The 1911-nt window shown below is 71.3% G+C and carries 2 protein-coding genes; one reads left to right on the plus strand and one right to left on the minus strand.

From position 1 onward, the window contains the following. Nucleotides 1-48 precede the first annotated feature (48 nt). Nucleotides 49-723 carry a Crp/Fnr family transcriptional regulator gene (locus ACFU99_RS42165; RefSeq protein WP_363130200.1) on the minus strand — a complete coding sequence of 225 codons (675 nt, stop codon included), beginning with the start codon at nt 721-723 and terminating at the stop codon, nt 49-51. Nucleotides 724-997: 274 nt separating this feature from the next. Between ACFU99_RS42165 and nth the strand changes: the two genes are divergently transcribed. Beyond that, nucleotides 998-1897 carry an endonuclease III gene (gene nth / locus ACFU99_RS42170; RefSeq protein WP_384403695.1) on the plus strand — a complete coding sequence of 300 codons (900 nt, stop codon included), beginning with the start codon at nt 998-1000 and terminating at the stop codon, nt 1895-1897. Nucleotides 1898-1911 lie beyond the last annotated feature (14 nt).

Genomic DNA, 1911 nt, shown 5'->3' on the forward strand with positions numbered 1-1911 from the left:
CCCATACGGCCCGTACGAGCGCGCCTACGGGCCTCCCGGCCGTACGGCTCAGCGGGAGCGCTTCGCCAGCCGCTCCACGTCCAGCAGGATCACGGCGCGCGCCTCCAGGCGCAGCCAGCCGCGGCCCGCGAAGTCGGCGAGGGCCTTGTTGACCGTCTCCCGGGAAGCGCCGACGAGCTGCGCCAGCTCCTCCTGGGTGAGGTCGTGCACCACATGGATGCCCTCCTCGGACTGCACGCCGAAGCGGCGCGACAGGTCGAGGAGCGCCTTCGCCACGCGTCCGGGGACGTCGGAGAAGACGAGGTCGGACATCGAGTCGTTGGTCCGGCGCAGGCGACGGGCGACCGCGCGCAGCAGGGCGGTGGCCACCTCGGGCCGGGCGTTGAGCCAGGGCTGGAGGTCGCCGTGGCCGAGGCCCAGGAGCTTGACCTCGGTGAGGGCGCTGGCGGTGGCGGTGCGCGGTCCCGGGTCGAACAGGGACAGCTCCCCGATCAGCTCGCCGGGGCCGAGGACGGCCAGCATGTTCTCCCGCCCGTCGGGGGAGGTCCGGTGGAGCTTCACCTTCCCCTCGGTGACCACGTAGAGCCGGTCTCCGGGGTCCCCCTCGTGGAACAGGGCGTCACCCCTCGCGAGGGTGACTTCACCCATGGAGGCGCGCAGCTCAGCGGCCTGCTCGTCATCGAGCGCCGCGAAGAGCGGGGCGCGCCGCAGAACGTCGTCCACGAGATCTCTCCTTGTCGACATGCACAGAGGACCGTGGTCCCCATCATGCCGGACGATAAAACAGTGCGATCAATCACAAGTTTGACGCACCGGCGTCCCGGACCGTACGGCAGGGGTCCGATTGGGCTGCGGATTTGCTGCGGTCGGGGCGGATGTCAGTGCTGGGCTTTAGTCTGGCCGAGTGTCCAATACGCCGGTGAGAGCACAGGGGAAGGGGCCCGGAGGTCCCTCCGACGACGGTGCGGGGAGGGCGGCCGCGCCCCGCGATTCCGCCCTGGGCGAACGTACGCCCGACAGCGCGCGTACGCCTGGGAAGAACGCGCGTACGCCTGGGAAGAAGACGAGAGCGGCTGACAGCAGCAAACCGCGCGGGAGCGGGAGTGGCAAGGCGCTCGGGGGCGAATCGCGGATTGCGCTGGTGCGCCGGGCGCGCCGCATCAACCGCGAGCTCGCCGAGGTCTATCCGTACGCGCACCCAGAGCTCGATTTCGAGAACAGCTTCCAGCTCCTGGTCGCCACGGTCCTCTCCGCGCAGACCACCGACCTGCGGGTCAACCAGACCACCCCCGCCCTCTTCGCCGCCTATCCGACGCCCGAGGACATGGCGGCGGCGGACCCGGAGGCGCTGGAGCAGCTGATCCGGCCGACGGGTTTCTTCCGGGCCAAGGCGAAGTCGCTGCTCGGCCTGTCCGCGGCGCTGCGCGACAACTTCGGCGGCGAGGTGCCGGGCCGGCTGGAGGACCTGGTCACGCTGCCCGGCGTCGGCCGCAAGACCGCCAACGTCGTCCTGGGCAACGCCTTCGGCGTTCCGGGCATCACCGTCGACACGCACTTCGGGCGGCTCGTGCGGCGCTGGAAGTGGACGGACGAGACGGACCCGGAGAAGGTCGAGGCCGTCGTCTGCGACCTCTTCCCGAAGAGCGAGTGGACGATGCTCTCGCACCGCGTCGTCTTCCACGGCCGCCGGGTCTGCCACTCCCGCAAGCCCGCGTGCGGCGCCTGCCCGATCGCGCCCCTCTGCCCGTCGTACGGGGAGGGCGAGACGGACCCGGAGAAGGCCAAGAAGCTGTTGAAGTACGAGATGGGCGGCCGGCCCGGGCAGCGGCTCAAGCCCCCGGCCGACTACCCGGGCGACCCGGCCCCGCCGCTGGGCGCCGCTGTGGAGGTGGAGTGACGAGTACGTACGGC

It is taken from the genome of Streptomyces sp. NPDC057654, from assembly GCF_042800135.1.
Lineage (GTDB): Bacteria > Actinomycetota > Actinomycetes > Streptomycetales > Streptomycetaceae > Streptomyces.